The 24128-nt window shown below is 36.0% G+C and carries 27 protein-coding genes and 1 pseudogene; 5 read left to right on the forward strand and 23 right to left on the reverse strand.

The window, feature by feature from the left end; translation table 11 throughout:
- Window positions 1-34: 34 nt before the first annotated feature.
- The 11 genes from FC37_RS09490 to rsmG all read right to left on the reverse strand — a co-directional run bounded on the left by FC37_RS09490 (window position 35) and on the right by rsmG (window position 11184).
- Window positions 35-1183: a sensor histidine kinase gene (locus tag FC37_RS09490; protein WP_025005901.1), complete on the reverse strand. Its 1149-nt coding sequence runs from the start codon at window positions 1181-1183 to the stop codon at window positions 35-37.
- 3 nt (window positions 1184-1186) lie between these two features.
- Window positions 1187-1873 (reverse strand): response regulator transcription factor CroR, encoded by a 687-nt coding sequence (gene croR, locus FC37_RS09495; RefSeq protein ID WP_025005902.1) that lies wholly within the window; start codon window positions 1871-1873, stop codon window positions 1187-1189.
- A gap of 171 nt (window positions 1874-2044) precedes the next feature.
- On the reverse strand, window positions 2045-3904 hold the full coding sequence (locus tag FC37_RS09500) for an ABC transporter ATP-binding protein (protein ID WP_025005903.1): 1860 nt from the start codon (window positions 3902-3904) through the stop codon (window positions 2045-2047).
- Between the two features lie 9 nt (window positions 3905-3913).
- Window positions 3914-5638 (reverse strand): ABC transporter ATP-binding protein, encoded by a 1725-nt coding sequence (locus FC37_RS09505; RefSeq protein WP_025005904.1) that lies wholly within the window; start codon window positions 5636-5638, stop codon window positions 3914-3916.
- 113 nt (window positions 5639-5751) lie between these two features.
- Window positions 5752-6531: a DUF1129 domain-containing protein gene (locus FC37_RS09510; RefSeq protein WP_025005905.1), complete on the reverse strand. Its 780-nt coding sequence runs from the start codon at window positions 6529-6531 to the stop codon at window positions 5752-5754.
- 8 nt (window positions 6532-6539) lie between these two features.
- Window positions 6540-7640: a redox-regulated ATPase YchF gene (gene ychF / locus FC37_RS09515; RefSeq protein ID WP_025005906.1), complete on the reverse strand. Its 1101-nt coding sequence runs from the start codon at window positions 7638-7640 to the stop codon at window positions 6540-6542.
- A gap of 55 nt (window positions 7641-7695) precedes the next feature.
- Window positions 7696-7959, reverse strand: coding sequence for a DUF951 domain-containing protein (locus FC37_RS09520; protein ID WP_025005907.1), 264 nt, complete (start codon window positions 7957-7959; stop codon window positions 7696-7698).
- The gene (locus FC37_RS09525) at window positions 7952-8836 is read right to left on the reverse strand and encodes a ParB/RepB/Spo0J family partition protein (protein WP_025005908.1); all 885 of its coding nucleotides are present in this window, start codon (window positions 8834-8836) and stop codon (window positions 7952-7954) included. The genes FC37_RS09520 and FC37_RS09525 overlap by 8 nt, the downstream gene beginning before the upstream one ends.
- Window positions 8814-9593: a ParA family protein gene (locus tag FC37_RS09530; protein ID WP_025005909.1), complete on the reverse strand. Its 780-nt coding sequence runs from the start codon at window positions 9591-9593 to the stop codon at window positions 8814-8816. Before FC37_RS09530 ends, FC37_RS09525 begins: the two co-directional genes overlap by 23 nt.
- A 14-nt stretch (window positions 9594-9607) precedes the next feature.
- On the reverse strand, window positions 9608-10447 hold the full coding sequence (gene noc, locus FC37_RS09535; protein WP_025005910.1) for a nucleoid occlusion protein: 840 nt from the start codon (window positions 10445-10447) through the stop codon (window positions 9608-9610).
- A gap of 14 nt (window positions 10448-10461) precedes the next feature.
- On the reverse strand, window positions 10462-11184 hold the full coding sequence (gene rsmG, locus FC37_RS09540; protein ID WP_025005911.1) for a 16S rRNA (guanine(527)-N(7))-methyltransferase RsmG: 723 nt from the start codon (window positions 11182-11184) through the stop codon (window positions 10462-10464).
- A 161-nt stretch (window positions 11185-11345) separates the two neighbouring features.
- On the opposite strand from rsmG, the gene FC37_RS09545 reads away from it, so the two are divergent.
- Window positions 11346-11882: a CvpA family protein gene (locus FC37_RS09545; RefSeq protein WP_025005912.1), complete on the forward strand. Its 537-nt coding sequence runs from the start codon at window positions 11346-11348 to the stop codon at window positions 11880-11882.
- Between the two features lie 40 nt (window positions 11883-11922).
- On the opposite strand, the gene FC37_RS09550 is transcribed toward FC37_RS09545, so the two are convergent.
- From FC37_RS09550 to FC37_RS09575, 6 genes are all read right to left on the reverse strand, one after another.
- Window positions 11923-12852: an FAD:protein FMN transferase gene (locus FC37_RS09550; protein WP_056945634.1), complete on the reverse strand. Its 930-nt coding sequence runs from the start codon at window positions 12850-12852 to the stop codon at window positions 11923-11925.
- Between the two features lie 8 nt (window positions 12853-12860).
- A complete protein-coding gene (locus FC37_RS09555) occupies window positions 12861-13652 on the reverse strand; it encodes a tyrosine-protein phosphatase (RefSeq protein WP_025005913.1) in 792 nt (263 codons plus the stop codon).
- An 86-nt stretch (window positions 13653-13738) separates the two neighbouring features.
- Window positions 13739-14287, reverse strand: a complete 549-nt coding sequence (locus FC37_RS09560) for an NADPH-dependent FMN reductase (protein WP_025005914.1) — start codon at window positions 14285-14287, stop codon at window positions 13739-13741.
- A 13-nt stretch (window positions 14288-14300) separates the two neighbouring features.
- Window positions 14301-14840, reverse strand: coding sequence for an NADPH-dependent FMN reductase (locus FC37_RS09565; RefSeq protein WP_025005915.1), 540 nt, complete (start codon window positions 14838-14840; stop codon window positions 14301-14303).
- A gap of 145 nt (window positions 14841-14985) precedes the next feature.
- Window positions 14986-15609: a TetR/AcrR family transcriptional regulator gene (locus FC37_RS09570; RefSeq protein WP_025005916.1), complete on the reverse strand. Its 624-nt coding sequence runs from the start codon at window positions 15607-15609 to the stop codon at window positions 14986-14988.
- A gap of 120 nt (window positions 15610-15729) precedes the next feature.
- On the reverse strand, window positions 15730-15972 hold the full coding sequence (locus FC37_RS09575) for a hypothetical protein (RefSeq protein ID WP_025005917.1): 243 nt from the start codon (window positions 15970-15972) through the stop codon (window positions 15730-15732).
- 101 nt (window positions 15973-16073) lie between these two features.
- On the opposite strand from FC37_RS09575, the gene FC37_RS09580 reads away from it, so the two are divergent.
- Window positions 16074-17486 carry a C69 family dipeptidase gene (locus tag FC37_RS09580; RefSeq protein WP_025005918.1) on the forward strand — a complete coding sequence of 471 codons (1413 nt, stop codon included), beginning with the start codon at window positions 16074-16076 and terminating at the stop codon, window positions 17484-17486.
- Window positions 17487-17531: 45 nt separating this feature from the next.
- On the opposite strand, the gene FC37_RS09585 is transcribed toward FC37_RS09580, so the two are convergent.
- From FC37_RS09585 to FC37_RS09600, 4 genes are all read right to left on the reverse strand, one after another.
- Window positions 17532-18206 (reverse strand): ABC transporter ATP-binding protein, encoded by a 675-nt coding sequence (locus FC37_RS09585; RefSeq protein WP_025005919.1) that lies wholly within the window; start codon window positions 18204-18206, stop codon window positions 17532-17534.
- 1 nt (window position 18207) lies between these two features.
- On the reverse strand, window positions 18208-19269 hold the full coding sequence (locus tag FC37_RS09590; protein ID WP_025005920.1) for an ABC transporter permease: 1062 nt from the start codon (window positions 19267-19269) through the stop codon (window positions 18208-18210).
- Complete coding sequence (locus FC37_RS09595) at window positions 19270-19797, reverse strand: TetR/AcrR family transcriptional regulator (protein ID WP_025005921.1); 528 nt, start codon at window positions 19795-19797, stop codon at window positions 19270-19272.
- Window positions 19798-19908: 111 nt separating this feature from the next.
- Window positions 19909-20508: a histidine phosphatase family protein gene (locus tag FC37_RS09600; RefSeq protein ID WP_025005922.1), complete on the reverse strand. Its 600-nt coding sequence runs from the start codon at window positions 20506-20508 to the stop codon at window positions 19909-19911.
- 143 nt (window positions 20509-20651) lie between these two features.
- On the opposite strand from FC37_RS09600, the gene FC37_RS09605 reads away from it, so the two are divergent.
- Window positions 20652-21407 carry an alpha/beta hydrolase gene (locus FC37_RS09605; protein WP_025005923.1) on the forward strand — a complete coding sequence of 252 codons (756 nt, stop codon included), beginning with the start codon at window positions 20652-20654 and terminating at the stop codon, window positions 21405-21407.
- On the opposite strand, the gene yaaA is transcribed toward FC37_RS09605, so the two are convergent.
- Window positions 21404-22165, reverse strand: a complete 762-nt coding sequence (gene yaaA, locus FC37_RS09610) for a peroxide stress protein YaaA (RefSeq protein ID WP_025005924.1) — start codon at window positions 22163-22165, stop codon at window positions 21404-21406. The genes FC37_RS09605 and yaaA overlap by 4 nt on opposite strands.
- 58 nt (window positions 22166-22223) lie before the next feature.
- Between yaaA and FC37_RS09615 the strand changes: the two genes are divergently transcribed.
- Window positions 22224-22868, forward strand: a complete 645-nt coding sequence (locus FC37_RS09615; RefSeq protein WP_025005925.1) for a hypothetical protein — start codon at window positions 22224-22226, stop codon at window positions 22866-22868.
- Between the two features lie 30 nt (window positions 22869-22898).
- Here the strand turns inward: FC37_RS09615 and FC37_RS09620 are convergent, their stop codons facing one another.
- Window positions 22899-23693, reverse strand: a complete 795-nt coding sequence (locus FC37_RS09620; protein ID WP_025005926.1) for a DUF4931 domain-containing protein — start codon at window positions 23691-23693, stop codon at window positions 22899-22901.
- Between the two features lie 158 nt (window positions 23694-23851).
- Between FC37_RS09620 and FC37_RS09625 the strand changes: the two are divergent.
- Window positions 23852-24085 (forward strand): annotated as a pseudogene (locus FC37_RS09625) (murein L,D-transpeptidase); the annotation flags it as partial.
- Window positions 24086-24128: the final 43 nt, after the last annotated feature.

Raw genomic sequence — 24128 nt, forward strand, 5'->3', positions numbered from 1 at the left:
GTATTAAAACATTTCAGTCAAAATTATAACACAGCTAGCCCTTGCTGTTTGCCTTCTTAGGATTAAGTGGTAAACGAATAATAAAACTTGTCCAATTCTTATCCGATTCGCATCTAATAGTTCCGTGATGCAAATCAACCACACCCTTGGTGATAGAAAGTCCCAATCCTGTACCACCAGTTTTTGTATTGCGCGATGTCTCCACGCGGTAAAAACGATCAAATATCTTTTTCAATGATTTCTTCGGAATAGGTTCACCATTATTTTCTACACGTAATTCAACTTCACGTTTATTTACTAGATTAGCCACTAATTTAATCTGCGTAGCGCCAATACCGTATTTAAAGGCATTAGAAATCAAATTATTATAAACTCGCACTAATTTTTCTGCATCAGCCTTAATGATTAAATTTTTGGGCCGAGCTTCAATTTTAATTTCTATGCCCTTTTTCTCAGCTTCTAGTTCAAATCCCGCAGCAACTTGCTCTAACATTGAATAAATATGTAAATTGCTCAAATTCAACTTAGTAGATTTAAGGGTAGTATATTCAAATAAATCATTGGCAAGAGACTTCATCTGCTCAGCCTTAGTATACGCAATGTTAACGTATTTTTGCTGATCTTCTGGTGAGGCAACCCCACTTTTCAACAATCCCAAATAACCAATAATTGAAGTTAACGGCGTTCTGATATCATGCGAAACGTTGGTAATCAATTCATCTTTTGACTGTTCAATTGCACGTTCCTCATTAATTGAATTAACCGTACTATCAACTAAAGAATTAATAGAATCAACCACATGTTGCAAATCTGGACGAACTCGAAAGTTGATTCGATGATCAAAGTGTCCACTTGCAATATAATGCAATTCTGAAATTACGTGGCGTAGCTGCATTTGATGATAGCGTCTAATCAGTCGCCAATATAAAACGACAATATCGCCTATCTCCATCAAAATAATAAACGTATTCTGCCAAGACCAAAGATGATACCCACCAGCAAATGTCATTGTTTTTTTCAAAAAATAAATGCCATTAACTAAGCTCTCATCTTGCAAAATAGCCAGGTGAATCAGAATAATAATTGATAAATTTAACAAAAGCAGAAGGACGATGGTTACCACTCCTTCTGCAAACAACTCACTTTTTTCAGCGCCAGTAAGCTTGACGCGTTCTTTTTTCATTAACTACGCCTCGACTTTATATCCTACGCCCCAAACGGTTTGAATGACATCTTCACCGCCGGTAGCTTTTTGAATCTTATCACGCAAGTGTGAAACGTGAACCATAACAGTTTTAGCTGAAACAATAGATTCTTGTTGCCATACGCGTTCAAAGATTTCATCTGCTGAAAATACCCGGTTAGGATGACTAGCTAAAAGATATAAAATACCAAATTCAAGAGCAGTTAATTGAATTGCTTTGCCATCAATAGTTTTAACTTCGTGTGAATCACGGTTAATAACTAATGGACCTACCTCCAAAACATCTGGTTCATCATCTTTAACTTGTTTTTGACTACGACGAAGAAGTGAACGAACCCTAGCCATTACTTCAAGTGGATTGAATGGCTTAGATACATAATCGTCGGCACCGGTGATTAACCCTTGAATCTTGTCCATGTCGCCAGTCTTAGCTGAAACAATAATAATTGGAATATCTGAATCTTTTCTGACTTCCTTAATTACTTCAATTCCTGACATATTTGGCATCATTATATCCAGTATCATCAAAGCGATATCTGGAGTCGTGGTTAATTTAGTAATTGCTTCTTTGCCGCTATATGCCGCAATTGGTTCATAACCTTCATTTTTCAGATAGATGCTTAATAATTCTACGATTTCCTTGTCATCATCAACAACTAAGATTTTCATAAAGAAAACCCCCTCTCTTTATTTTGCTAATTGATTATAGTCTGTATCTTTATCTACTAGTTTAGCAGACCCTATGGTCTATATTTTACTATTTTTCAATAAAAGGCTGAAAGGTAAAGCTATTTTTTAGAAAAATACAAAAAATAGAGCAACTTGTGCTCTATTTTACTTCTATTCAATTTCTTTTTTACCAGTGTAAAGCTCGTAGTAGTAACCCTTTTGCTTCAATAGCTCTTCGTGGTTACCGGATTCAATGATATGACCATGATCAAGTACCAAGATCAAATCAGAGTTTACTATAGTTGACAAACGGTGGGCGATAACAAAACTAGTTCGTCCAGCAAGCAAGTTGTCCATACCTGCTTGAACCATCTTTTCGGTCTTAGTATCAATACTTGAGGTTGCTTCATCCAAGATCATTACAGGTTCGTCAGCAATCATCGCTCTCGCAATACTGAGCAGCTGCATTTGCCCTTGTGATAAATCTCCACCGTCTCCATCAATCACAGTATCATAGCCATGATCAAGATCGTGAATAAATTCATCGGCATGTGACAATTTAGCTGCTTGGTAAACAACATCATCACTAGCTTCAGGATTACCAAAGCGGATGTTATCCATGATAGTGCCAGTAAACAAGTGTGTTTCCTGCAAAACAATTGAAAGTGATCTACGCAAATCATCCTTCTTGATTTGTTTAATCGGGATACCATCATACGTAATTTTACCTGAATCAATATCATAGAATCGGTTCAACATATTTGAAATGGTAGTCTTCCCAGCACCAGTTTCACCAACCAAGGCAACTTTCATCCCTGGCTTGGCATTGATTGAAATATCATGCAAAATTTGGTGTTCTGGAACATAGCTAAAATTAACATGATCAAAAATGATGTGTCCGCGAACCGGTACTTTCTTAACAGAACCATCTTTTTCAGGAACATTCCAATTCCACATACTGCCGACTTCAGCACCTCGTGAAATTGTAACATCACCATTGTCAGTTTCAGAAGCTTGATCTTCCAAATTAAAGATTCTTTCGGCACCGGCTAAAGCTATCACAATTGAGTTCAACTGTTGTGAAATCTGGGCAATTGGCATACTAAACTGCTTTGATAATTGCAAGAATGAACCAATAGCACCAAGAGATAATGGAGCCCAGCCATTAATAGCCACAGCACCACCAACAAAGGCAATTAAAACATAGAGCAAGTTACCCATGTTACCCATAATTGGGAAAAGGATAGTGGCATAGGTGTTAGCCTTACCTGAAGCTTGACGCAATTCTTCGTTATACTTATCAAAACCTGTTTTAGATTCTGGTTCATGACTGAAGACCTTAATAACCTTTAACCCATTAAGCATTTCTTCGTTATAACCATTGATTTGTCCCAACTTCTTCTGTTGAACTTGGAAGTAGTGACTTGATCTTAAAGTCAAGAAACGCACGATACCAAATGACATGGCAAAGATAATGAATGAAAATACAGTAAGTTGCCAGCTAAGTGAGAACATCGCTACCACAACGAAGATCAAACTTAAAGCTGAGTTAGTAAATTGTGGAATGGACTGTGAAATCATCTGCATCAAGGTATCGATATCGTTAGTATAACGACTCATGATATCGCCAAATTCATTTTGATCAAAGTATGAAATTGGCAAGCTTTCCATGTGGGTGAACATTTCGTTACGAACACGGAATTGTACCTTTTGAGCTAACACACCCATTAACATGTTGAACAAATAGTTAGACAAAAATCCAATGGCATAAATACCAAACATTACCGCAATAGCAGTCGCAAGTGGACCATAATTTGGCACCTTTTCCTTAGTTAGCGGAATAATGTAATCATTGATTAATCGTTCAATAAATAATGAACCGATAACATTACTTGCCGCTGCTAAAACGATGGTAATCATAGAAATGATGAGCATCCATGGACTTGTACTGTTTACTAATTTAAGCAAACGCATCAAAATCTTAATTCGATTGCCCTTAGTTTGATTTTTATTATCTACTGCTTGATCCATAACACTCACCTACTTTCCTTGTTCTTCTTGGAACTTAGCAATTGAACTGTAAAACTCATTAGTCTTCATCAATTCTTCATGCGTTCCAATATCTTGAATTTTACCGTGATCCATCACGATGATGCGGTCAGCATCCTTAATTGAAACAATTCTTTGTGAAATGATGATCTTCGTTGTATCTGGCATGTCTTTAGCCAAAGAAGTTCTAATTTCACGTTCAGTACTGGTATCAACAGCTGAAGTTGAATCATCCAAAATTAAAATCTTAGGATTCTTAAGCAAGGCTCTCGCAATAGTAATTCTCTGCTTTTGACCACCAGAGACGTTATTACCACCTTGTTCGATCATGGTATCGTAACCATCCGGCATTTCACGAATAAAGCCATCAGCATGCGCAATCTTAGCTGCAGCTACAACTTGTTCATCGGTTGCATTTTCGTTGCCCCATTTGAGGTTATCTTTTACTGTACCAGTGAACAAAACGTTGTTTTGCAAAACCATCGCAACGTTATCACGCAACGTCTTTAAGTCATATGACTTAACGTTATGACCCGCTACACGAACGGCACCTGCCGTTACATCATATAAACGCGGAATCATTGAAACCAAAGTTGACTTAGAAGAACCAGTTTCACCGATAATTCCTAGAGTTTCACCCGATTTGATATGCAAATTGATATCATGTAACGCATCAGTCTTGTCAGCTAGTTCATATTTAAAACTTACATGATCAAAAATAATTTCACCATTAGTTAAACGCTTAAGTGGCTTTTTAGGATTTTCAATAGTTGGCTTTTCAGTAATGACGGCAGCAATACGACGACCACTGGCACCTGAAACAACTAATTGCGTAGTAATCATAGCTAAAATATTCAAACTGAACAAAACGGAGTTTGAATAAGTAAACATTGAGATAAGTTGACCAGTTTGCAAACTGCCACCAACAACTTCTTTAGCACCAAACCAGCAGATAGCCAAAGTTGAAATGTTCAAAACAGCCGCTACAACTAACGCATTTAAAGACATAATCTTTTGTGCGGTAGCGAATAACTTATAGATAAAGCCTGATGACTTCTCAAATTGTTTAATCTGATCTTTTTCTTGAACGTAAGTCTTTACTTCGCGAATACCCCGAACATTTTCACGAACGACTTGGTTCATACGGTCATATCCTCTAAAAATTTTAGGGAAATATGGATATGCTGCTTTAATAATTAATCCTAATAGAATCGCAAAAATTGGGCCTATAACTAAGAAAATCAAAGATAATCTTGGACTAATTATGATAGACATCACAATTGAAACGATGAACATCATTGGTGCTCTAACCGCAATTCTGATAATCATCTGATATGCCATTTGTACGTTATTAACATCAGTAGTCAAACGCGTAACCAAACTGGCACTTGAGAAACGATCAATATTTTCAAAAGAATAGTCCTGCATATGGTAGAACATATCTTTACGTAAATTAGATGCAAAACCCGCTGCAGCATGTGCGGAAACATAACTCGCACTCGCACCTAATATCAGTGAAACTATAGTTATTATCAGTAATAACAACCCCATTTTACTGATATAGGGCATATTCCCCTTCATAATTCCATTATCAATCAAAATTCCGACCAAATATGGAATCAGCATTTCGATAATTACTTCACCAATAACGAATAATGGTGAGAGCAATGACAATTTTTTGTATTGTCTAATCGATTTGCTTAGTGTTTTGACCATATAGACCCACCTTTCCATGCACTTCATAAATAAAAAGATAAATAGGCTATTACCTATTTATCTTTTTTGACGTTATTAAATTAAGTATGTACTTTTTTTAAAAAAGAAGCAAATTATTTGCGTTGCATATTTGGTGCAAACGGTGAACCAGTGATCTTGTAATATCTTCTGAATAAGTAACGAGCGCCAAATGCAACTACCGCAATAATAATATCTACTTCACCTGGCAATACCGGGTTAATAGGTCTTAAGCCTGGAAGAGATAGTAACCAAATCCAGACGAATAATACGACAACAACGCCTATCATCCCTAAAATGATTTTAGCCCATGATTGGCGCTTACCATTTTTAGGCATTATCCAGTCATTATATTTCACCATACCGATGCCCATTACGATACCAACACTGGCTAAGGTTAAAATACCCATTTGTGAATTCTTAGGTTGTTTAGTTTCAAATAAAGCAACGACTCCAAACAAACCAACAAAAATTGCAAGATACATTAATGCACCATCAATAGCTAATTGCCAAAATGGAGTTGCAACGGGCTTCTTATCCGGATGAAGCATTTGCTCTGCCTTAATCTTTGGCGAAGCTAAGTATAAACCATTAGCTGGTTGTCCATGACGTTGTGCCACTATAATTTCACCTAATAGTTTATCAGTCATCTCTACTGCTTCGGCACGGGAAATTGAACCTTGCAATTGCAATTCTTTTTCCAAACGAAAAACGTAATCTTGATTTTTATTACTTAACTTATTACGTAATTCCTTTGGATCCATTTGTTTAATTTCTTCATCTTGATTGTCAGCTTCGGTTTGACGCTTTAACTTTGCTTGTTTTTCGCTATCAATATTTGAAGCTGTTTGTTCTTTTTTTGTCTCTTCAGCCATTCTTCCTCCTAGACATTAAATCTAAATTCGATAATGTCACCATCTTGAACTTCGTAGTCCTTACCTTCAAGACGCAACTTACCAGCTTCCTTAACCTTTTGCATAGTTTCAAGCTTGTCTAAATCATCGAAGGAAACAACTTCTGCACGAATGAAGCCACGTTCAAAGTCTGAGTGAATAACACCAGCAACTTGTGGAGCCTTCATACCCTTGTGGAAAGTCCATGCACGAGTTTCAGGACCACCAGCAGTAAAGAAGGTTCTAAGACCTAAGATGTGGTAAGCGGCACGAATCAAACGGTCCAAACCAGATTCTTCAACGCCTTCCATTTCAAGGAATTCCTTCTTTTCATCGTCAGCCATGCCAGCGATTTCTTCTTCAGTTGCAGCAGAAATACCCAAGCATTCAGCACCTTCGCTTTCAGCGTGCTTCTTAACGATCTGGTAGTACTTGTCGCTTTCTGGATCAGCCATTGAATCTTCAGCAATGTTAGCAACATAAATAACTGGCTTAGAAGTCAAAAGGAATAAGCCCTTAACAATCTTTTGTTCATCTTCATTAAAGTCGATTGAACGAGCAGCATTACCTTCTTCAAGAACTGGTTGCAATTTGTTAAGTACAGCCATTTCTGCCTTAGCTTCCTTGTCACCTTGTTGAGCAACCTTCTTTACCTTGTTAATGCGACGGTTAACAGCATCAAGGTCAGCAATTGCAAGTTCCAAATTAATAGTATTAATGTCTTCTTCTGGATCAACCTTACCTGTAACTGAAGTAATGTTGTCATCATCAAAAGCACGAACTACGTGAACAACGGCATCAGTTTGGCGAATGTTTTCGAGGAATTTGTTACCAAGACCTTCACCCTTTGAAGCACCCTTTACCAAACCAGCAATATCAGTAAATTCAAAAGTAGTGTGCACAATCTTCTTAGCAGGAATTAATTCTTGGATTCTTGCTAAACGCTTGTCAGGAACTTCAACCATCCCGACATTTGGTTCAATGGTGGCAAATGGGTAGTTAGCCATTTCTGCACCAGCCTTAGTAATCGCATTAAACAAAGTTGACTTACCAACGTTTGGCAAACCAACGATACCAGCAGTTAATGACATTTGTTGTCCTCTTTTTCTAAAAAACTATTTTAATATTTTATCTTACTTGTCTATTTTATCTAAAATTAGGGCGAGCGATACGATCTTTTGGCACATATTGCTCTTTTTTTGCATTAACCGGATCATTAGCTTTAGTTAAAACCTTTTTCATCTTCCGATTAAATTCGCTACGCGGCATCATAACCATATGGCCGCATCCCATACACTTCAGCTTAATATCAGCACCCATACGCAAAATTTCCCAGTCGTTGACTTGGCATGCGTGAGACTTTTTCATTTGAACTGTATCAGCTAAATTATAAGTGATTTCTTTAGTCATCTAAATCAACACCTAACAAATCAAGAATTCTATTCAACGCTTCGGCAGAAGTGAAATCAATTGATAGGTGACCTTTACCCTTTTTAGTCTCTGAAATATTAACGCTTGCGCCAAATTTATTAGACAATTGGTTTTCGCTTGCTCTAATAAAGGCTGACTTTTTAATAGCCTTCTTTTGGGGCTTTTTGGCATTCATTTCATTGACCAAGGCTTCAACCTTACGAACAGGTATCCCTTCTTGGGCCACCTTTTTGGCTAAACTATCAATTTTATCTTTGTCTTTTAAAGCTAAAAGAGTTCTAGCTTGACCCATTGATAATTCGCCATGTTGCAATAAACGCTTAGTTTTGCTTGGCAAAGTCAATAAACGTAAATAATTGGCAATGTATGGACGAGACTTGCCCATTCTCTTAGAAACTTCTTCCTGAGTTAAACCCAGATTCTTTTGTAGCATTTCATAAGCTTGTGCTTCTTCAAGTGGGGTCAAATCTTCACGTTGCAAGTTTTCTAAGACGGCTACTTCCATCATTTGACTTTCGTCAAACTTGCGAACGATTGCAGGAATGGTCTTTTTCTTAGCTAATTTTGATGCACGATAGCGCCGTTCACCTGCAATAATCTCATAACCATTAACAGACTTGCGGACGATAATAGGCTGAAAAACGCCATTTTCCTTAATAGAATCAGATAATTCTTTCAGGCTCTTGTCATCAAATCGCTTTCTAGGCTGATATGGATTAGAGCGAATCTCACTTAAATTGAGTTCTTGAACTTCTTCAGTTTCCTCAATTTGTGGTTCATCATCAAATAAAGCTTCGATACCACGACCTAATCCGCCTTTTTTTCTATTTTCTTTACTTCTGGAGTCTCTTACCATGAGCTTTTAACACCTCTTTTGCTAAATCATCATATACCTTAGCACCACGAGATCTTGGAGCATATTCGGTAATCGGCTGACCATAACTTGGTGCTTCTGCCAATTTAGTGATTCTTGGAATAATTGTTTTATAAACTTTTTTACTAAAGTATGATTGAACTTCCTTAACTACTTCTGCACCTAAATTGGTTCTAGCATCTAACATAGTTAAAAGGACGCCTTCAACACCTAAGTCCTTGTTAAAGTGCTTTTGTACTAAACGAATAGTATTCAAAAGCTGACTTAAACCTTCCATAGCATAATATTCACTTTGAACTGGAATCAAAATTGAGTCAGACGCAGTAAAAGCATTAATTGAAAGTTGACCTAATGAAGGAGGACAATCAATAAAAATAAAATCATATTGATCACTAATTGCATCTAAAGCTGACTTCAATCTTGTTTCACGTGCCATCATGCTAATTAATTCAGTTTCAGCACCTGATAAATTGATTGTTGCTGGAACCATGTCTAACTTAGCCATTGATGTATGATGAATTGTATCTTGGATTGGAATTTCGTCAATCAAAACATTGTAAATGTCCTGGTCAATCTCTGATTTTTCAATTCCTAAACCAGAGGTGGCATTTCCTTGTGGGTCAATATCCACAATTAAAACACGGTAACCACGGTCGGCAATTGAGGCTGCTAAATTGATAGTAGTAGTGGTCTTACCCACGCCACCTTTTTGGTTAGCAACCGAAATTACATTTACCATATTTTCCATCCTTTCTACTTTCTCTTTAATTCAATGGTGATTTTGTAATCATCTGGATTTTTATCTTCTTTAATTTTAACTTTAATTCCTGAATCTTTAGCCAACTTAACAGCCTTCTTAATGGTATTAATTTGAACTTTAAGGTCCTTTGGAATGCGGTTAACAACACGCTTTTGTTCTGCTTTTTCCTTTTTCTTAGGTTGAGGATTAAAATAAGCATCCACATCTTTAGCAATTTCTTCAGTTTGCTTTACATTCAAGCCTTTAGCTTCAATCTCAGCTAAAACTCGCTTTTGATCAGCATCATCAAGATTTAAAAGAGCACGGCCATGACGAGCAGTAATTTTTCCTTCAACCAAAGCAGTTTGCACGTCATCATCTAACTTAAGTAAACGCAACTTGTTTGCGACATATGATTGAGACTTACCCATATCTTTAGCCAAAGCAGTTTGAGTTAAATCATTTAATTTCATCAAATTAGTATAGGCTTTAGCTTCATCAATAGGATTCAAGTCTTCACGTTGCAAATTTTCAATTAAAGCAAGAGAAGCTGCTTGATCATCATTCATGTTTTTGACAATGGCAGGAATAGTCTCCCAGCCTAAACTCTTAGCAGCACGATAGCGACGTTCACCTGCAATAATCTCATAGTGATCATCACCATCTTCACGTACTACAATCGGTTGAAGCAATCCATCTTGATCAAGAGTATCCGCCAATTCCTTAATTGAATCATCAGAAAATTGATGTCGTGGTTGATATTGATTAGGAACAATCTTATCTAACTCAAGATCTTGAATTTGCTTATTCTTGGGGATTTCTTCATCATGATGCATAAAAGAAAATAATGACATTTTTCATCCTCCTATTAACATATTGGTTTACGCCGCGGCGTCCCCGCTTGACGAGGGTATTTCTTTGGCGTTTCTTTAACTTTTTTAACCAAAACCAAAGTTCTTTCTTCTGTAGTTCCTGGCAAAGTTAACTCTTCATCTTTAATTAATTTACCTCCGAGAACTGCAAGTGCCTTTTGTCCTTCATCCAGTTCATCTTCAGCTTTTGGTCCTTTAAGAGCTACAAAATAACCATCTTTTTTAACCAATGGTAGACAATATTCGCTTAAAACACTCATCTTGGCTACAGCCCGTGCAGTAACAATATCAAACTTTTCGCGATAAAGCTTATTTTGACCAACATCTTCAGCACGGCCATGAACTAACTCCACATTATCCAAATCTAATTTAGCAATCAAATCTTTCAAAAAAGTCAGCCTTTTAGCCAGCGAATCAACAATCGTTACTTTAAGAGATGGCTTTAAAATCTTTAATGGGATCGAAGGAAATCCGGCCCCAGCTCCGACATCACAAAGAGTAGCACCATCTTTAAAAACATCGCCAAAAACAAAGAGTGGCGTAACACTATCATAAAAATGTTTGAGATAAACTTCATTTTCTTCCGTAATTCGAGTCAAGTTAACATGTTCATTGACTTCAATTAAGAATTTAAAATAAAGTTTAAATTGCTCTTTTTGTTTATCAGTTAATACAAAATTATGTTTTGATAATTCTAAAATAAATTTTTCAGGATTCATTTTTCACCCGTGAAACCTTGTTTCACACTTCTAAATTTAACGCTAATTATACTTATTAGTAAAGAGAAATCGTCCTTACAATTATCAACTATTTCATTGCAATCGTCAAAGTTTTGTCGCATGCAAAATAGGGTATAATATTCCGCAAAGGAGAAATAAAAATGGTTGTTACTTTAATTGTTTTGGCTTACTTAGCTTATAAAGCCTATACAGGCTATAAAACCGGCTTTACCAGATATATTATTGGTTTAATTTGTTCCGCTATTGTCTTTATGGTCGCAATTTTTATGCAAAATCCGTTTGGCAATTGGCTTTACACCCAAGTTACAGGAGAAATGATTCGAAGCAATTCAACAACTAATGTTGAATTAATGATTGCACGTTTTGCTGCATTCTTCATTATCTTCTTCGTTGGTAAGATGATCATGAAAATATTTAAGGGCTGGATTCCTGCTAAAAATCCACATGCCACTAATCTTGGCAGCCTTTTAGACAATGTCTTAGGAGCTTTGGCATCCCTAGTAGCCAGTTACTTCGTAGTCTACGTTGTCTTGTCCATGTTCAATGCATTGCAAAATCCATGGTTCATGCAACAAACAATAGATTCTAGCTTCTTACGCTTCATTATCTACAGTACACCTGGACTTTCTAACGGCGTCTTCAACAGTATCTTCAACATCGGTAAGACCGTTGGTTAAAAAAATAGGACTAAACAAACAATTTGCTTAGTCCTATTTTTTATTGATTAAAATTATCATATTCAACATGTTCATCATTATAAACAAAAATTGCCCCAACACGGTCAGGATCATCATGCCAGCCTTTTAGCGAATGACCTGCAAAGAATAATCTCTTGCATTCAATTTCTGCTTCCACGGATGTTTTGGTAAAAGTAGTTACGCCTGCCAAATCCGTTTTTACAGGATAACCAGTTCTAGGATCGATTAAATGATGATACTTATGTCCATTAACTACTAAGTAACGCTCATACGTACCACTAGTCACAGCTGAACATTCTCCTACCATTACAGAGGTAATATTGTCACCGCGAGGCTCTTTAGGATCTTGAATCCCAATCACCCATTTACCATTGTCTCGCTTAGGTGAATCGCCTACCAGAAGGATATTACCACCTAAATTAATAATCCCTGCTTCAACACCATATGCTAGCCATAAATCACGAATGCGGTCGGCGATCCAGCCCTTGGCAATACCACCAAGATCCAGTTCCATCCCCTTCATTTGAAGAAAAACAGTTTGATCTTGATCATTTAATTCCACCTTAAAAGGATTCGTCAGTAACATCTTATCTTTGATTTCTTCATCTTTTGGAACATGGGCACCTTTAAAACCAATGTGCCACAATTTTACTACTGGTCCAATTAAGGCATTAAAGCCAAAATTCTCTCTGCTTTTTTCTACGGCTAACTTCACTAGGCTGTAGACTGCACTTGAAACTTGGACAGGATGCTCACCTGAGGCATGGTTAATATCCATTACTTCAGATTGATCACGATTAACAGTAAAAATATCTTCATAATGATCAATTAAATCAAAAGATTTTTTCAACAGGCTTCGATCTTGTGTCCCAAATATTTGCAAAGTAATCGATGTACCTAAAGCATGGTGATGCCCTACTACTTGTTCTAATGCTAAATCTTTAATCATTTTAATTCCTAGTTTTCTAAATACAATTCACGTAATCTATCACGCAATTCCGACGTTACGCCAATTTTTTCTTTAAGATAATTATCGATACTACCGAAGTCTTTTTCAATTGCAATTAATGCAGTATCTAAAAATGCATCGGATACGGAACCTAAAATACGCATATTAGCACGGAAGCATAAATTTTCTCCTTCTTCTTGCATCTTTTTATCCCGTAAAGCACGATAGTCATTTAGCATATAATTTGAATATAAATAATCCTGCCTAATAGTTTCCATATCAACACCCAATAGGTAAAGAACAACTACGGTAACAATACCTGTTCTATCTTTACCTTCAGAGCAATGATACAACACTGCACCATCTTCAGTATTGGCTAAAACTTCTAAAATTTTATGAATACTATTTTGAGCGTGTTCTTTTAATACATGTGAACGATAGCGATCACACATCATTTTAAAGCCAGCATATTGGTCATGACGATAAATTTCAAATGTCTTAGCAAGGTCTTTTTTGCCTCCTTGCGTATTATCATCAGTCGAAATAGATAAATCAATGTGTTCTACGCCCGGAATTTTACTATCAGGCATCTTATGACACTCTAATGGCGAACGTAAATCAATGATTTTGGTCAAACCATAATCAAGCAAGAATTGCTGATCATGCAGCGTTATATTACTGATCTTCCCCGTTCTCAGTAAACGATGCATTTTTACTCTACGTCCATGATCACCAATATAGCCGCCCAAATCACGCGGATTACGAACTTGCTCTAGTGACAAAACAACTGGATTCATCATTTAATTCACCCCATTACATTTTTTGAGAAAAAACCGGATAGTTTTCTATCCGGTAATTTTACTATTGAGTTAGATAACTGGCAAAATTATTTATTTGCTTGTTCTACAAACTTAATGAAATTGTCCATCATTACATCTAATTGCTTGATGTAATCTTCATTTGAAAGATCACCAGTAGTTTTATCGAAGTTTCTTGCAGCGCCACCAATTAAGATTTCATTGCCTGGTAATACGTTGGCACTCATATCAGGTGAAAGCAAAATTTCTCGTGCATCTTCTTGAGCACGACTTGAACCTTGAATGCCGTATGATGTACCAACAACTGCTGCTGGCTTCATCTTCATTACGTCAGGGCCAGCATGTGAGCCAAGCCATTCAAGTGCACTCTTAAGAGCTGCAGGAATAGCATGATCATATTCAGGTGTTGTCAAGATTACGCCATCTGCATTCTTAATATCTTCAATCCAATTCTTGGTAGCTTCATCAGGTTCATCCGTTCTAGAGAAAGGCTTAATTTGATCAATTTCTTTAACTTCAAAATCAGCCTTATCTGCATAACGCTTAGCAATAAATTTTGCTAAAAAACGATTATATGAAAATGGAGCATTTGTACCAACGACTACTAATAATTTCATTTAAATAAGCCCCCTACTTAGTAAGTTGTGCATACCAATCATCTACTTCATCAAAGAAGTGATTCAAAAACTTAAGCGTACCTGGTTCGGTTAAATTGCCCTCTTCGTCAAATTGTTGTGGTGCAATTCCCATCATAAATTCATCGCCGTTAAATACGTGAGCACTAAAACCAGGAGCAGCCAAAATACTCTTTAAACGAGTTTGAGAACGAGCACCACCTTGAGGCATTGGTGAAGTTGAAACAATCACAACTGGCTTGTCATGGAAAGGATGAACTGAACTAGAAAGCCATTCAAGTGCACTCTTTAAAGCACTTGTAACTGAGTGTTGTTGCTCAGGAGAACCGATTAAGATCATGTCAGCTTCTCCTACTTTTTCGCCTAAATCTAAAATTTCTTTAGGAGCTTCAACACCTTCTTTAAACATTGGTAAGCCCTTAACAGTTGCAAAGTCGAAGTCGTATTTATAATCTAAATTTTTGATAATAACTTTGAGTAATTTTTCGTTAAATGAGTTATCTGCATTTGAACCAGATAAAGCGAGTACCTTCATAAAAACCACCTTTCGAAAATTCCTTTAATATATATAATTATAACTTAATGGCCACAAAAATAGCTGAATTTTAACAGCAAAAAAAGACACTCCACAATTGTGAAGCGTCTTTTTTCATTAAAAAGCACAGATGATTGATGAAATATTATGCTAAGTTATCCTTCAGAGATGCTTCGTCATCTGCAGCAAACATAGGATTTTCCTGAGTTTCGCTAAGACGATCGTTAAGCATTGCATCATGGATTTGAGCATTCAAAACATTAATAATTTGATTTTGGTTGAAACTTGCAATTTCGTTAACAACTAATGCAGCCATACCGGTAGTTGAAATCCAGTTAGCAATTACAATGTCATTAATCTTGTCTTTATCATATCCAGTATCAGGATATTGTTCATTAAACTTTTCAATTCCAAGATCCATCAAAGTATCAGCAATAATCTTGCTACCGAATTTACCATCAACAAACATTGCACGGAACAAGTTAACATGCTTTTGTGCAAAATCAATGTATGATAAATCCAAGTCGATTAAAGGCTCACCAGTAAACTTTTGTTGTAAAGTGTGAGTTCTTAAATCTGAAGAAATTCTCTTCAATACTTGATTACGAAGATCTCCCATATTATCGAATTCTAGATATAAAGGTTGGGTTGAAAAATGTCCTGCCTTAGCAATACTACGAGCAGTTAATCCTTCAATTCCACCTTTAATAGCCATCTTATAAGCAGTATCTAAAATCTTATCTTTGCTTATTTCTTTTTTTCTTGCCATTTTAATACACCTTAATCATTTGTTAAGTATGTGCTTTTCAATACGCTTGTTATTTTTTATGTACATCATATATCTAATAAATAACAAATGCAAGCCTAAGCAATACAATTTTGCCATTTTTTATAATCGCTTGAATAGCGATGATCCGTCGTCTCCAGTAAATTGATCATAATGTGATGACACCATTTCAATAACTGCTTGCTTATCTAATCCTTGTGCAGCACAAAATGAAAAGAAAGCTGCAGAAAGAATATAGCCCCGCTCACGATCGTCAGTCAGATTATCTGAAAATTTCATATTAATAGTATGATCTGCATAATCTGTCGTTAGCTCGATTGATTTATCTTCTGGTCCTTCACTCATGTTAAGACCTCCTTTTTTTACATATTTTTAATATAATATAAAAATTAATACAATTACATTATAATTATGTTACAAATGCGATTTAGAAAGCGTGATTTTTTATGAATAATGTAATCGGACGTTCATCGTGTACTTCTATTCTTATTGGTAAGAAGGCTTCTCTCACAGGAAGCGTAATTATTGGTCGTAATGAAGATGCTAAAACCGCTTGGCCCAAACATCTTGCATTTAATCCGCATCAAGATAATGTAAAAAATAACCATTTCAAATCAAAAGATAACAAATTTGAAATGGATTTACCTGAAACTATTTTTTCATATTCTTCAACACCAGAATGGACAGACAAGTACGGCGCCTTTGAAGAAGATGGTATCAATGAACATCATGTAGCAATGAGTGCTACTGAAAGTGCATATGCCAATGAACGAGTATTAGCAGTTGATCCTTTTGATACAGAAAAAGGTATTTTAGAAGAAGCCATGGTAACCGTTGTTTTGCCATACGTTAAAACAGCCCGCGAAGGCGTACAACGTTTAGGTGAAATCGTCGAAAAGCATGGTGCTGCTGAAGCAGACGGTATTTTATTCAGTGACCCAGATGAAGCATGGTATATGGAAATCGGTTCAGGCCATCACTGGGTTGCTCAAAGAATTCCTGACGACTCTTACGCAGTAGTTGCTAACCAATTGGCAATCCAAGCTGTCGTCTTCGATGGTAATGATTTTATGTATTCAAAAGATCTAAAAGACTTTGTTTACCAAAATCAATTATGGCCTAAAGATGCCGTCTTTAACTGGCGTGAAATCTTTGGCACACATGACGATAGCGACTTGCATTACAACACACCTCGTGTCTGGATTGGGCAAAAATTATTAACCCCATCTGTCGAGCAAGAACCACAAGATTTTGACTTGCCATTTATTAGAAAACCGGACAAGCCAATTTCTATTCAAGACGCACAAGCCGTATTGAGCAATCATTACCAAAATACGCCTTATGATTTAACTAATCCTAAGAACAAGAATAATGCGACATTTAGACCTATTTCTGTTGCTACTACCCAAGAGTCTCACTTATTAGAATTAAACGGTGAAAACATGATTCATTGGTTAGCAATGGGTATAGCTGCACAAAGCGTTTATGTTCCATTTTACCCACAAGGAACTAAGGTCCCTACTATGTATAAATATGGCAAGGAAACTTACAGCACTAACTCTGCTTACTGGGTATTTAAACTGGCAAGCACCTTAGCTGACCGCGATTGGAATAAATATGGAACAGACTTAAGCAATGCCCAAGACGAAGCTAGAGAAAAGACTACCCGTCTGCGTTACGAATATGATCAAAAATTAGCTAAAGAAAGTGATCCAGCTAAGAGAATTGACCTTGTTAATGAAGCTAACGAAAAGATGGCTAAAACTGCTACGGATATTTTCAAAGAATTGTCTGCTAAATTAATCACCAAGCAAACTGGCGATTCACCTCTTCGCTTCAAGATGGATCCTAACTTATAGTTCATAACAAAAATACCTAGTTCAAAATTTTGAACTAGGTATTTTTTACTTCTTTTGACTCATCTTACCATCCATCATTTCATAAATATGATCCGCATATTTTTCAAGACGAGGGTCGTGCGTCACAATTAAAATTGCTTTTTCACGTTCTTTAGCCAGCTTCTTAAATAACTTACCAACTTCTTCTACATTTTGCGTATCTAAAGATGCCGTTGGTTCATCTGCTAGCAGAATCGCTGGGTTAGCATAAAGCGCCCGCGCAATTGCCACACGCTGCTGCTGACCACCTGACAATTCATTAGGATATTTTTTAACTAATTTAGTAATACCCAAATCCTCAAGCAATTTATCCAAATCTTCTTTAGACAAATTATCTTCCTTTTTAACTTTATCGACCAAAACAAATTGATCATGAACAGTTAAATACGGAACCAAATTATAGGCTTGTAAAATAAAACCTATTTCATTTAAACGCAAACTATTTCTTTTTTTATCAGAGAACTTGCTAATATCTTCTCGGTTAATGATAACTTGGCCTGAAGTTGGCTTCTGCAGTGAACCGGCAATAGTTAAAAACGTACTCTTACCGGCACCGGAAGGTCCCATAATCAGAACCAATTCGCTCTTATCAGCTTCAAAATTAATATCTTTTAAAGCTTCAACTTGCGCATCGCCTTTACCATAAATCTTTTCTACATCTTTTAACTCAATTACTGCCATTTTATTCACCAATTGCCTTTGCAGGATCAACCTTTAAAATTGATCTAATAGGAATCAAACTACCAATAATACCCATTACAAGCATCCCTAGCGTACCAGCAATCATAATAGTTGTGGTAAAGCTCATAGGCACCGCAGCGGGTAAAACAGCGGCTGTGACCCACATCAATATTAAGGCGATAATCACTCCCACAACGACCAAAATAATTGATTGACTAACTGTTGCACCAACTAGTGTCTTGCTTGGAATTCCCTGTGCTCTCATTACAGCCAAATTATGCATTTTTTGCATCGTCAAAATGTATAGGAAAACTGCAATGATAATTAGAGAAATGACAAATAAGAATCCAATCATTAACCCAAAGGTCATATTTTGTGCAGTATAACCTGGCAATTTATTAATAAATGTGGCAATCGGATATGTTTTTGCATCTTTATAGTTGTATTTATAATTAGCATTTTTGGAAACAATCGCTGCAGCAGCTACATTTGGTGCAACCATCCGCAGTTTTCTCCATGTAGCAAAAGAGCCATAGATAATTGGGGCAATGTTGATCTTGGCATTATTAACGAAGCCCACAATCTTATACTTTCTAGCTGAACCATTCAAACTAATCTTATCGCCTAAACGATAGCCTTTATCCCTTAAGCTTGAATCTACGGTAATTTCTGTTTTGCCTTTTCCTCGTTTACCAGCTACTAAGACCTGGTCTTTGTAAATAAATTGGTCTTTCTTAATCCCTAAAAATTGCGCAGAAACAGATGGCCGATTTTTAGATTTAACTACTACCGCTACTTGACCAATATATGCTTCATTTTTACCAATATCATCGTCTTTTAAATCTTTTTTAGTCAAAATAGATTGACTCAAACTAATATTGGAATTTTTATTTAAAACAATTTTCTTAGCACTCCAACTATCGATTGCCTGTGTATTTTCACTTGCTAATCCCACGGCTAATGAAGACAACATAAAAATCAGATAACTGATTAAAAAGATCATTAAAATGATTAAGCCATAGCGCAACTTTTCATGTTTAATTTCTTTTAGTGCTAAAAACAATTATTTCATCCCCTTTGCAATCATGTATAAACTCTTCTTGTAGCGAGCAAGGTTCTTCTCTTGATTTTCTGGGTCTGACAAGCAAAGATTGATTACTTCATGACTTAAAACCATTGCACTCCATAATTGTGGACTCATATTTAATAATTGTCTTGAATAAATCTTGAAGTTATCCGGAATTAAATATTCATTTTGCGACATGTGCAACTTCATCATTGGTTCATATTTACTGTTTTGAGTCTTATCAATAAATTTAGTAACTCGATCATAAAAATGATCAGGATCAAATTTTTCATTAGGACTCATATTAGCGTGAATAGTATCGATCGCAATATGATACATATAAACATAAGCATCTGTTAAATCATCGAAATACTTATAGAATGCACCACGTGCAATGTCTGCCTTTTTGACAATATGAGAAACTTTAGCATCTGCTAAAGGATATGTACTAAACTCTTCTAACAAAGCCTTTTCGATTCGTTCGCGTTTAGCGGAAGGTAAATTTTTAAATGTTGCTTTAACCATTTTTATCCTCTCTTTCAACACACTGACGTTTTGTCACCAATCAACTATTATACTATTCTTTTGTGACGCATTGTCAATGAATATACATAAAAAAAGCTGCTTGCTTTTTTACTAAGCAAGTAGCCGATTGTAGAAGATCATTCGTGCAATATTTTTCTTAACGCTAAATTTTGCTAGGGCACAATTATCCATCGTATCAATTTTATCCATATCGCCATTAGTTAAATAGTGCGCCGCCATCATTCGAATCAAACGACCATGAGCTACTACTAGCACCTTTTTATCAGGATACTTTTGGTACATTTCATCTAAAAAGTCACCGCAACGCTTGTCAAAAGCTTCGTAGCTTTCACCATTCTTGGCATATCTTATATAGTTGCGATTAACCTTTCCCCAAGGATCAACAATATCAGGATATTCCTTAACGATATCATCCATCTTCTTGCCATCCCAGTCACCAAAGTCAAATTCAAGCAAACGATCATCAAGATTGATCTTTTTCTTATCTTTAGTAAAAATTTTAGCGGTCTCGACTGCTCGCTTCATTGGACTAGAATATACTACGTCAAACTCATCTTCATCGAAGTTAGCTGCTGCTTTTTTAGCATAAGCGCGGCCATAATCATTTAATTCCGCATCAACATGCGCGCCTTGAAGACGATTATCCTTATTAACATCTGTTTGACCATGACGAATAAAAACTATTTCCATCATTAATACCTCGCATGACTTAATCAATGAATTAATTTTACGCGTAATTACGCAATCTTTCCAATTTCTTAATTTCTTTTCTACTAATTTTCCTATAAAAAAGTTTACAATAATAGTAGACCAATTTAGAAAGAAGAATGTTTATGTCCCGCATTACGATTGAAAGAGACGGTTTAACTCTCGTAGGTGACCGTGAAGAACCATTTGGTGAAATCTATGACATGGCTATTTTAATGCATGGTTTCACTGCTAATAGAAATACAGATTTATTAAGACAAATTGCCGATGATTTACGCGATGAAAATGTCGCTAGCGTTCGTTTTGATTTTAATGGTCACGGCGAAAGCGATGGTAAATTTGAAGATATGACTGTCTGCAACGAAATCGCCGACGGTAAGGCGATCTTGGACTATGTCCGCACCGATCCACACGTTCGAGACATCTTCTTAGTGGGACATTCTCAAGGTGGCGTAGTGGCATCAATGCTTGCAGGTCTTTATCCTGATGTTGTAAAAAAAGTAGTCCTCTTAGCTCCTGCAGCTCAATTAAAAGACGACGCATTAAAGGGTAACACTCAAGGTGCAACTTATGATCCAAATCATATTCCTGAAGTTGTGCCATTAGTAGGCAATAAATTAGGGATGAAGCTTGGCGGCTTTTACTTAAGAACTGCACAAGTTTTACCAATTTATGAAGTATCTCAACGTTTCACTAGACCAGTTTCCGTAATTGCCGGTACTAATGACCAAGTCGTTGATCCAAAATATGCTAAAAAATACGATGAAGTTTATGAAAACAGCGAATTACATATGATCCCTGATGCTGATCATAGATTTAGCGGTGAATACAAAGACATGGCAGCTGATTTAACTGCGCAATTTTTAAAGCCTGCGTTTTAACGACGTTTAAAATCAAAGTTAGTTCTAAAGACATAATGATCTGATGAACTAACTTCGGGCACAAATTGGAATTCAAAATCATGAAAATCTCGCAACTCTGTGGGATTTTTTATTTGGTTTTCGGCAATGAAGCGCACCATTTCACCGCGTGCCATCTTGGCATGAACACCTACAGTTTTCCATTGATCATTTTTTAATTCTTGAAAATCAATGGTAATCATTTTTCGATTTTCGTTTAAATACGGCTTAACCAACCGCATATATTGCTTGGAAGCTAGATTAATGACTGTGTCATCATCTTTAAACAGACTTTCAGCAATAGCATCACCCCAGAAATGGTACAAGCTATAATCAATAAAACCTTTCATCTTGGTATTAAGTTCTAAACGATATGGGCAAACACCATCAAAAGGTCTAAGCATCCCGTAAAAGCCAGATAAAATACGCAAATTTTTTTGAATATAATCAAGCGCTGGCTGAGTAAACAAATCCGGCGCCATATATTGGTATTGAATGCCTGAAAAAGCCAAAATAGCAGGCGTTAATCGTTCATCCAAATTCATATTCTTTAGCTGCTCGATACTCTGCTCTGTCACCTTTTTACTAGCATGCCATAACTCAGTTAATTGGTCTTCAGAACGCGATTTTAAAAATTTCTCCAGTACTTTAGTCTTATCCAAAAATTCAGGTTTAGACTCAACTAGAAAAGAATCACGATCAATTTTCATAATTTTTGCGGGTGCAATAATAATTTTCATTTTTAGATTTCACTTCTTTAGGTTAAACTTAACTAGTAATTAATAAGGAGGAAAAATGATGAATCCTGATTTTGCAATTGTCTTAAATTTTAAAATAAACGGAAATGCGGATGCGGACTTTTTAGTCAAAACTGCTAGAAACATTGGTGCACGTGCCGTGATAACCAATGCTCAAAAAGACGATTTTAAAGAAGCTTGCAGCAAATACACTATTTTTCTAGCTGACGAAGCAGACGGTGTCGATTTAAACAGTGATGATGTAATTGACACTATTGTTACTAATCGTCAAAATGGCAAAAATACTATCATTAACATCCCTGTAACCGACGGTAAATTTGACGATACTACTCAAAAGTTGCTTGATACCATTAATTCTTGGATGCACTTATTTGGTCATGCTTTAAATGAAGGCAAAAGTAGCACTCTTGAAAGCAACAATGGTTTTATTTTAGAGAATCGGCACGCAGATTACCAAAAATATGTTTTTGTAAAACGACCACTCCCTGAAAAAATTGAGGTTACCGGTTTAACTCAAGAACCTAACCGCGTTGAATGGATCGATCACAGAACTGATCTTGATTTTACTTTTAAAGACAGTAAATTGATCATCAATCTTACTGAACCAGAAAGTGATTTAGCTTGGCAAGTTTTGCGTATCCAAGCACATCGTCCAGAAGACGACATCATTCACACTGAATTCTAACAAAAAACCTTCTCGCAATGAGAAGTTTTTTTAGTTAATCTTCGATCCATTATCATAGAATTTTCTAAAGCGATGAGCTTCTTTGTCTAAAGTGATCTCATCATTTACTTGAGATAATTTATAGCCCACAAAATACGGAGGAGCCTCAAAACGGGTAATATATTTAGCACAAACACCACCATCTTCGCGTGGATAGAAGAACAAATTGTATGAATCACATCTGCCATTGTACATGATATTAAGCAAGTATTTAGCACCGCTCTGAATCCAATCTGCCCATAGGTCAATACTATCCTTAGTTAAAAGATTAATATTTAATTCTGTATATCCTTGTACGGGGTGTTCGGCAATATTGACTTCTACCCCATTTTCATCAAAAAGCGTTTCACCTTCAAAATTATTAGGGTGAATATATTTATAGCCATCTTCATGCTCAAGGCCCACAATCTGCATGTGTGGGTGAATCAAAGAACCGCCTGAATGCGGACCATAGTTTTTATACCAAACAACGGTCTGATAATCTTTATTAGCCGCCATTTTTTCAAAACATGCAAGGCTAAACCGCATCAATTTACGATTATGCTCTTTAGTATAAATACTAATATCACCATGGTGATCGCTTGATTCAATTAATACGGTCTGATTAGTATCACGCAGAGTAGGATATTTATTTTTCAGCCAAATCATGTCATCTTCTTTTTGATAAATATCAGTTAAATTAGCTACATCACAAAATGGACAAACCCTCTTCTTTTTGTCCTTACGGTAAGACTGCGGCTTATCTTTTGCAATATTCATTTGAAAAACAAGTGGATCATTATTCATATTTTCCCTCAAAGTATGTTAAAATTAATAACGTATGTTATTATGAAAATATTATTCTGAAAGTATTATATAGTAACTTTACTAGGATAAAAATAGTTGCTATACTGTTTCAAAGCAAACGCTTATTCGAAAATCTAATGAGATAGGTATTTGATAAAATGCAATCTAGAACGGAACTTAGAAAACATAATAATCGAAATAATCTCTATTTAATAATTATCGGCGTAATTGTCATAATTGCAATTATTGGTGGTGTGATTTTTTACAATAAGAAGGTAGAAAGCGAACAACGTGAGCGTGCCTTTGCTTCTACTCACTTCAATCCTAATGTTACAATCTATGGCGTTAAGGTCGGCAAATTAACAGTTAATAAAGCTACGAGACTGTCAAATCTTTTGTGTAAATAGTTCTTTCTCGCAAATTGATTTTTTAATT

This window comes from Lactobacillus gallinarum DSM 10532 = JCM 2011 (genome assembly GCF_001434975.1).
GTDB classification, from domain to species: Bacteria; Bacillota; Bacilli; order Lactobacillales; family Lactobacillaceae; genus Lactobacillus; species Lactobacillus gallinarum.